General features: G+C 54.4%; 8 protein-coding genes and 1 pseudogene. 5 read left to right on the top strand and 4 right to left on the bottom strand.

Annotated features, from left to right (window positions below; translation table 11 throughout):
- Positions 1–435: 435 nt before the first annotated feature.
- Positions 436–684: a hypothetical protein gene (locus ACRESJ_RS02605; RefSeq protein WP_431756501.1), complete on the bottom strand. Its 249-nt coding sequence runs from the start codon at positions 682–684 to the stop codon at positions 436–438.
- Between the two features lie 37 nt (positions 685–721).
- The gene (locus ACRESJ_RS02600) at positions 722–1,102 is read right to left on the bottom strand and encodes a DUF6124 family protein (RefSeq protein ID WP_431756500.1); all 381 of its coding nucleotides are present in this window, start codon (positions 1,100–1,102) and stop codon (positions 722–724) included.
- A 437-nt stretch (positions 1,103–1,539) separates the two neighbouring features.
- Between ACRESJ_RS02600 and ACRESJ_RS02595 the strand changes: the two genes are divergently transcribed.
- The 4 genes from ACRESJ_RS02595 (at position 1,540) to ACRESJ_RS02580 (ending at position 6,206) form a co-directional block, all read left to right on the top strand.
- A complete protein-coding gene (locus ACRESJ_RS02595) occupies positions 1,540–2,136 on the top strand; it encodes a helix-turn-helix transcriptional regulator (protein ID WP_431756502.1) in 597 nt (198 codons plus the stop codon).
- Complete coding sequence (locus tag ACRESJ_RS02590) at positions 2,129–3,004, top strand: queuosine precursor transporter (protein ID WP_431756499.1); 876 nt, start codon at positions 2,129–2,131, stop codon at positions 3,002–3,004. The genes ACRESJ_RS02595 and ACRESJ_RS02590 overlap by 8 nt, the downstream gene beginning before the upstream one ends.
- Before the next feature lie 491 nt (positions 3,005–3,495).
- Complete coding sequence (locus ACRESJ_RS02585; protein ID WP_431756498.1) at positions 3,496–4,617, top strand: HlyD family secretion protein; 1,122 nt, start codon at positions 3,496–3,498, stop codon at positions 4,615–4,617.
- Complete coding sequence (locus ACRESJ_RS02580) at positions 4,614–6,206, top strand: DHA2 family efflux MFS transporter permease subunit (protein WP_431756497.1); 1,593 nt, start codon at positions 4,614–4,616, stop codon at positions 6,204–6,206. The genes ACRESJ_RS02585 and ACRESJ_RS02580 overlap by 4 nt, the downstream gene beginning before the upstream one ends.
- A gap of 190 nt (positions 6,207–6,396) precedes the next feature.
- Here the strand turns inward: ACRESJ_RS02580 and ACRESJ_RS02575 are convergent, their stop codons facing one another.
- Together ACRESJ_RS02575 and ACRESJ_RS02570 are read right to left on the bottom strand one after the other, a co-directional pair.
- Positions 6,397–6,837, bottom strand: a complete 441-nt coding sequence (locus ACRESJ_RS02575; protein ID WP_431756496.1) for a carboxymuconolactone decarboxylase family protein — start codon at positions 6,835–6,837, stop codon at positions 6,397–6,399.
- 91 nt (positions 6,838–6,928) lie between these two features.
- Positions 6,929–8,371, bottom strand: a complete 1,443-nt coding sequence (locus ACRESJ_RS02570; protein ID WP_431756495.1) for a mechanosensitive ion channel domain-containing protein — start codon at positions 8,369–8,371, stop codon at positions 6,929–6,931.
- Between the two features lie 143 nt (positions 8,372–8,514).
- Here ACRESJ_RS02570 and ACRESJ_RS02565 point away from each other — a divergent pair.
- Positions 8,515–8,694 (top strand): annotated as a pseudogene (locus tag ACRESJ_RS02565) (hypothetical protein); the annotation flags it as partial.

The following is an 8,694-nucleotide window of genomic DNA, read 5'->3' as shown; positions in this document are numbered from 1 at the left end:
CGCAAGAAACCCGATCACCCTCGCAGGCATGCAAGAGGCCACAAAAAATGATTCTGCGATCACCGTCCAGAACCTCGCCGCCGCAGCTGGTTTTATCGCCCAAACCTATGAAATAACCCTTGTTCATCGTTGCATCTCCTGTTTCGAAATCATTCCCACAGCCCGCGCCCGGCATGTGATATGCAGTGCAACGCCCCATGGCTGAGCGCTCCATAGAATGCGGCGCACGCCAACAGCGTTGCCACGCCTAAAGCTGGGCCATCTGGACGAACAGGAAATTTCGCAAACAGGAAACGTATTTTTCCTACAACAGTTTTAGAAGGGAGCTTTTATGGATGACAACAACTGATGGCGTTGATGGGCTGAAGCGCTCTTTCTGTCTGTAGAGCGCAAACATACGCCCCGAACAAGTCAGGACGTCTGCCTTTTTCATGCTCAAACCTGTCGCTGCAATCGTCTGCCGACGACGTCCAACAAATCGCAGCCATCACGCAGTGAAATCACCAACGCCCGCGCCAGCTCACTGTGGACACCCTCGCCAAACGCAAACACCTCCAGCAACTGCGTTGCAGTACGAATGCGATAGGCTGCGGCTTCGTGCAACACGTCCAGTGGTGCCTGCGTGTCGATCAGCAACGATGGAATGCTGCAGTCGTTACCGGTGACGGGCATGTATCGATCCATGACGTAAAACCTCCTTTGGGTAAATAAACGTAGCGGTTCATCGTTGGCTGTTGGGTGATGGTTCACCCGATTCGCCAGGTATTTCCAGCTCATCCAGCGCTCGATTGACCAGCAACTCGCCCAGCGCAGACATTTGCTGAATGGCCAAAATCAAATGCCGGCGCGGGCCTTCGAGTTCACGGGCAAGGTCGGCAACCATAACGCCCACAGAAGCGAGGGTTTCAGAGGCTTGGCAGAGCAGGGATTCCGTACCGTGGTCCGGGATGACGGCAAAGAAATGGTTGTCGGGTTCGGGGCGGGTGTGATTGCGCACGTGCACGGTGACCATGTGTTCGGGGGGGTTGGGGCGATTGGGTGAAGATACAGTGTCATCTATAGAATGGTTATGTGACTCCGAGGAATTGAGATCTTTTTTCATGCCAAAGCTCCTTGCGAATTCAATGAACAGAACTTTAGGTAGTTCACAGGACCATACTGACAACTCTACGCATATTATTAACGAGATAAAAACAATAAAAACAAATCAGCTTTAATCACTCAAACAAGTGAACATCTGTTAAGAAAAATGATTAATAGTGATTAATGTTTGTGCATTTCCCGAGTTCGGCCAGCTGAAAAGAAAGACACGGTATTGGCCGATTTGAAATCGCCATAAAAAACAGGCTGTTTTCTGTAAGAAAAATCGCTATTTTTCCATGCATTCGACGCCGAAACATCTTCTAACGTTTGCACGCCGTGACTTAGACACAAATTTGTACATAATTTTGGCATATCGAACTCAAAATTCGAAATAGCATCTGGCCCGCTTTCTAACGGCGCCAGGGAGCTTCCAACGACAACCTTATGGCAATTTCAATGCACAAACACGAAAAAGCTAAAAACTTGAAAAACAACATAAAATATCTAATTAAAAGCCGAGGAGAAACCCAACTATCGCTATGCAACTCCACAGGTTTAACCAGAACAACCATATACAACATACTGGAGGGAAGAGTTTCAAATGTTCAACAATCCACAATTCGTAGAATTTCCGATTTTTTCGGCGTTTCCTATGAAGAAATAGAAAGAGTGGATTTTAAGGAGAGAGAAACAATAGAAAGTAGTATCTCGCCAGACGGGAACATGAACCCCGCCGCAGTCCCAATAATAAAAGAAAGTTTACTTATACAAAGCCTGGACAAACGGATTGGCGAGTTAGCGACACTCCATCCGTTGACATATTATTTTGGCGTAGCATGTAACCTCATCGGAGTTCTTTTGGAAAGGGAAATCAGTGGTTCCAATGAACCTGGTGATTTACTGATAATAAGAAAAGGCATATCACAAAGCGATCGAGAAAAACTGATGTACGACAAAGCGACAAAAAAACTATTTATTACCACTGCAAACCTTTTTAATTCGGAGACTACGTTTGTAGTAGGAGAAGTCATAGAGGAAAGGTTTAATGGTTAACAGGAGCGAGACAGAAAACAGCAAATACAAACTATTAGGATTCGAAAACGATAAAGAACTTGCAATAATAATGATTATCTCTACCGGGAAAATCATAAAAATAAATTTAGGCGAGCTTCTGAAATGCGAAATACTAGACAATCTTAACAAATCAGAAATAAAAGATATTTATAGAAAATTCTATTCTCGCGGCATTGCATTGACTGCGTACGAAATGACTGACCGACATGAAAGATCATGGATGATTTACGTCACCCTCAACCTTTTTCTTTTTTCACTTTATTTATTCAGCAACATCGCTGCGACAAAACTTATACACATAGAATTCTTCGACATAATTATTATATCAGGCGTATTTTTGTACCCATTAACCTTCCTAGTAGTTGACATATTAAACGAATATTACGGCTTTCGACTTGCAAGACGAGCAATATTACTTACGCTTGCAAGTAATGTTTTCATTACAACTTCGCTGAGCACCACCAGCTATCTTCCTGGTCTAGAAGGCTGGAAACTTGACGATCCGTACAGCGAAGTAATCTCTCACATATCATCTGTCTTGGTAGCGTCCTGCATTTCTTTCCTATTCTCCGAATATGTCAACTCGTACCTACTTTGCAAAATCAAAGAACTCACAAACTCCAAATTTCTATTTTTGCGCGTCTTCTTCAGCACCTTTTTCGCTGTAATAATAGACAGCTTCATATTTTGCTCTATTGCATTTTATGGAACGATGGAAAACAGCGACATCCTTAAGATTATTTACGCCCAAATAGCGATAAAAATGTGCTTCGCTGTTTTCAACATCCTGCCTGCCTATGGGGCAAGATCATTGTTCAAAAAGTATGTATCGCCCCAACCCGCGTAACGGTATTTTTTGCTCGATTCCTTTAAATGTGAAGCCCGCGATGAAGGTTTCACATTCAGATTTTTGTTGAATGTACCGGCCTCTTCGCGGGCAAGCCTCGCTCCTACAGTAGTTATGTTGCGAACATAAATCTGTGTACGACAACGATCAAACTGTGGGAGCTCGCGAAGGCGTTAGGTCAGTCAGCATCAATGTTGAATGTGCCGGCCCCTTCGCGGGCAAGCCCGCTCCCACAGGTTCTTTTGTCGCCCACAAGATCCATGGACAACTCCAAACCCTGTGGGAGTGGGCTTGCCCGCGAAGGCGTCAGGTCAGCCAGCATCAATGTTGGATGTACCGGCCTCTTCGCGGGCACGCCCGCTTGTGGTTTCTTCGCCCGGTATAAGACCTCCCCACCACCTGACCACCGGCACCAGAAACCGTTTGCAACAATATATTACCTACGTCATATTACGATCGTAATAACTCGGCGATTTCACAGGTAATCCTCCATGACCAGCATGTCCACCGTTGAACCCGACCTTGCCGTGCCGGTGAAGACCACCAAGACTCCCCTGCTCAAACGCCTGCTGCTGCCGACCGTCGGCATCGCTGCTCTGGTGCTGGCCGGTGTGTATGCCTCGCATTGGTGGACGGCCGGTCGCTTTATCGAGGAAACCGACGACGCCTACATCGGCGGCGACGTAACGGTAATCGGGCCGAAGGTCGCGGGGTACATCGACGAAGTGCTGGTCACCGACAACCAGCAGGTCAAGGCCGGCGACGTGCTGATTCGCCTGGACTCACGCGATTACCGCGCCAACCTGGCCAAGGCCGAAGGCGCAGTAGCGGCCGAGGAAGCCTTGCTCGCCAACCTCGATGCCACCGAACAACTTCAACAGGCCGTTATCGGCCAAGCCCGCGCCGGCATCGATGCCGCCGGGGCCGAAACCGCCCGTTCCCGGGATGACGATGCGCGCTACAAGAAGCTGGTGACCACTAACGCCGTTTCGGTGGAAAGCGCGCAACGGGCGAACGCCACTTTCAAGACGGCCCAAGCGCAAAGTAGCCGCGCTCAAGCAGAACTGCTGGCGGCGCAGCGGCAATTGAACGTGATCGCCACGCAGAAACAACAGGCCCGCGCTGCGTTGATCCAGGCCCGTGCCGAATGCGATCTGGCGCAGTTGAACGTCGGCTACACCGAGCTTCGGGCACCGGTAGATGGCGTGATCGGTAATCGCCGCGCCCGGGTTGGCGCCTATGCCCAGGCCGGGTCGCAAATGCTCTCGGTGGTGCCGACCCGTGGCTTGTGGGTCGATGCCAATTTCAAGGAAGACCAGCTGGCGCGCATGGTGCCGGGGCAGCGGGTGATCATTCACGCCGACGTGCTCAATGGGCAAGAATTCCACGGCCATCTCGACAGCCTCGCACCGGCCAGCGGCTCGCAATTCAGCGTGCTGCCACCGGAAAACGCCACCGGCAACTTCACCAAGATCGTGCAGCGGGTGCCGGTGCGTATTCACCTGGACCCCGCCGACAGCGTGCTCGGTCATCTGCGCCCTGGCCTCTCCGTAACTGCTGAAGTGGACACCCGTAAAGCGCCGGATGCCCCTGCCGTGGCCAGCGCACCATGAGCCGCGCCCTCGCCGCCCCGGCGCAACCGTTCGATGCCGCGAGTATGGCCACGGCGACCAAGGTCTTTGCCTTCGCCACCATGTGCATCGGCATGTTCATTGCGCTGCTGGATATCCAGATCGTCTCGGCGTCATTGCGTGACATAGGCGGCGGACTGTCCGCCGGCACCGACGAAACCGCCTGGGTGCAAACCAGTTACCTGATCGCCGAAATCATCGTGATTCCGTTGTCCGGCTGGCTCTCCCGGGTGTTTTCCACACGCTGGCTCTTCTGCGCGTCGGCGGTGGGTTTTACCCTGACCAGCCTGCTCTGCGGCCTGGCCTGGAACATTCAGAGCATGATTGCCTTTCGTGCCCTGCAAGGGTTTCTCGGCGGTTCGATGATCCCGATGGTGTTCACCACGGCGTTCGTGTTCTTCGGCGGCAAGCAACGGGTGATCGCCGCCGCGACCATCGGCGCGGTGGCCTCGCTGGCACCGACACTGGGGCCGGTTATCGGTGGCTGGATCACCGACATTTCGTCCTGGCACTGGCTGTTCTACATCAACCTGGTGCCGGGGATTTTCGTCGCCGTGGCCGTGCCGATGCTGGTCAAGATCGACCAGCCGGAACTGTCGCTGCTCAAAGGCGCCGACTACATCAGCATGGTGTTTTTGGCACTGTTCCTCGGCTGCCTCGAATACACCCTCGAAGAAGGCCCGCGCTGGAACTGGTTCAGCGACAGCACGATCCTCACCACCGCGTGGATCAGCGGCCTGGCCGGCTTGGCCTTCATTGGCCGCAGCTTGCACGTGGCCAACCCGATCGTCGATTTGCGCGCCTTGAAAGACCGTAACTTCGCGCTGGGTTGCTTTTTTTCGTTCGTCACCGGCATCGGCCTGTTCGCCACCATTTACCTGACACCGCTGTTTCTCGGTCGAGTTCGTGGCTATGGCGCGTTGGACATTGGTCTGGCGATTTTCTCCACCGGCGTGTTCCAACTCATGGCCATTCCGCTGTATGCCTTTCTGGCCAACCGTATCGATTTGCGCTGGATCATGATGACCGGCCTTGGGCTGTTCGCGCTCTCGATGTGGGATTTCAGCCCGATCACCCATGACTGGGGGGCAAAAGAATTGATGCTGCCGCAAGCCTTGCGCGGGATTGCCCAGCAACTGGCGGTGCCGCCAACAGTGACTCTGACCTTGGGTGGATTGGCCCAGGCGCGACTCAAACATGCTTCTGGGCTGTTCAACCTGATGCGCAACCTGGGCGGCGCCATCGGTATCGCCGCGTGCGCGACCATCCTCAATGACCGTACCAACCTGCACTTCACCCGGCTGGCCGAAAACCTCAACAGCACCAACGAGGCGCTCAACCAATGGTTGTCCCAGGTCGGCAATAACTTCGCCGCCCTGGGCCAGAGCGGTGACACCGGAGTCACTGCCAGCCTGCATCAGCTCTGGCTGCTGACCTACCGCGAAGCGCAGACGCAAACCTACGGCGATGCGTTCCTGATGATCATGGTCTGTTTCATCATCGCCACGGCGATGGTGCCCTTGATGCGCAAAGTGCAACCACCGGCCGCGCCGAGTGCCGATGCGCATTGAGCCTCGGCAACCATGTTTGATCGTTCCCACGCTCCGCGTGGGAATGCAGCTCGGGACGCTCCGCGTCCCCATCGGCGCCAGACCAGAAATCGGCATATAGGCTGGAACGCGGAGCGTCCCTTGAGGCATTCCCACGCAGAGCGTGGGAACGATCAGGGTGGAGGGGTGGCGGCGGCACTGCGCCAGAAAATCAGGCCTGAGGCGTCTTGCGGAAACCAACGGCCAGGCGATTCCAGCTGTTGATGGTGCTGATGGCCACGCTCAGGTCGACCATTTCCTTGGGTGTGAACTGGGCGGCGACCACTTCGTAGTCTTCGTCCGGGGCGTGGGTCAGGCTGAGTTGGGTCAACGTTTCGGTCCACAGCAGCGCAGCGCGTTCGCGGTCGGTGAAGAACGGCGCCTCGCGCCAGGCCGTCACGGCGAACAGGCGACGCGGGGTTTCGCCGCCCTTGATCGCGTCGGCGGTGTGCATGTCGATGCAGAAGGCGCAGCCGTTGATTTGCGAGGCGCGCAGCTTGACCAGCTCGATCAGGGTCTTTTCCAGTGGCAGCTTGGAAACGGCGGTCTCCAGGGCAATCATGGCTTTAAGGGCATCTGGGCTAGCAGTGTAGAAATCGATACGCGGTTGCATGGCATGTTCCAGGGCAAATGGGTGTGGAGCTACGTTAGACCCCAGTGCGATTTGTACAAATAGCCAATAATCCAGAAGTCGAGGAGACCACTCACGCCCGCTTGAGTAACCACTGCAAAAATCCTTTCTTGCGCACCACCACTGGCACTTCCTGGATCAGCGACTGCACCTTATGCAGGCGGAAATCCAGCAAGGTTTTCATCGCATCGTTGATGTCGTGACGGGCGTCCAGGCAGGGTTTGAGGTAGCTCTCTTCAATGCGATAAAGCCCACAATTGGTTTTCGCATTGAATTGCGCGAGCGACGAGCTGTCGGTCAGGATGCCCGCTTCGCCGATCACTTCCCCTGGCCCCATGCGCCCGGTTTCGATGGGGGCACCGTGGATGTTCAATGTCACCGACACCACGCCTGACTCGATGATGAACAAGTGATGGCTGACCTCTCCCGCTGCCAGGATCGTCTCGCCGGCACGAAAGTTTTGCAGGGTCATGTTCTGGCTGAAGGTTTCTTTCTCTTCGACGCGCAAGGTAGAGAAAATCGGCGAACTTTCGAGCAATGCCCGTGGCCGTGAGCAGTCGATCGTCGGATTGGGCTCCACACTCGACAGCAAATTGATCCCCGATGCGTTCAAGTGCCGAAACGCCAGATCGTAGAGTTGATTGCGCACCGTGCGTTTTTCGCTCATCGAGGCGACAAACCCGCTGATTTCATACTCCGAACCAGCAGGACTGGAGCTTTTGAGCGCGACTTTCGGACCTGGCGTGCTCAACAGAATTCGACACCCCTGCATCGCTCGCTCAAGGGCATCGATCACGGTTTGCGGCCGGACATGGGGGCTGACCTGCAAACTGATCGACACGCCAAACATGTCGCTGGGACGGCTGAAGTTGGTGATCTTGGCCTTGGCCGCCAGGGAGTTGGGAATCACGATCATGCTGCCCTGGGACGTCTGCAGACGCGTGGCACGCCAATCGATATCGATGACCCGACCTTCGGTGCCGTCGATGGCGATCCAGTCATCCAGTTGATAGGGTTTGGTGGTGTTGAGGACGATCCCGGAAAACACGTCGCTGAGGGTACTCTGCAAGGCCAGGCCGACGATGATCGCCAAAGCGCCGGACGTCGCCAGCACGCCTTTGACCGGAAGCTCGAGCACGTAGGCCAGCGCCGCGATCACCGCGATCAGGAAAATCAGCGCACCGAGCAAGTCTTGCAGCAAGCGCCCGGTATGCCCGACCCGTTGCATCATCACCGCGCCGATCAGCACCGTCAGGGTGCGCGCAGCGAACAGCCACCAGGCGATCTGCAAACCTGTCGCCGCCAGATGCAGCGGCACGTTGTCCACCCAAGGCGCCGGCACCATCGGGTTCATGCCCTCGTTGAACAGCAGGACGCTGTACAGCGAGAAGATCAGCAGCCGTGCAATCAGTTTCCAGCTGTAATGGCTGGCATCGATCAGGCGCCACAACACCAAATCGATCAGAAGCAGGATCAAGGCGCAAATCAGCGGGTGTTCAGTGAGCAACGACAGCATCAAGCAGCTCCGGCACAGGACAATGAGCGAAAGCGCTCACGGATTGGCCATAGTGTAGGAGTAATTGCGGTCTTCAGAACATCGCAAATCGCTGTGGGAGCGGCCGGCCTGATTGCTGAGTGCATGCGTCTGTAGGAGCTGGCTTGCCAGCGAAAAACCTGAAGGCGCCGCGGGGCATCAGGATTGACGCGTTATCGTTGACGACCATCGCCAGCAAACCGGCTCCTACTGAAGGCTGCGGTGTTCACATAGATGTAGGAGCTGCCGAAGGCTGCGATCTCTTGATTTTGTTTTTAAAAAATCAAAAGATCGCAGCCTTCGGC

It is taken from the genome of Pseudomonas sp., from assembly GCF_050739655.1.
Lineage (GTDB): Bacteria > Pseudomonadota > Gammaproteobacteria > Pseudomonadales > Pseudomonadaceae > Aquipseudomonas.
The sequence above is the reverse complement of the archived record's forward strand: the minus strand, read 5'-3'. Positions and strand labels throughout refer to the sequence as shown.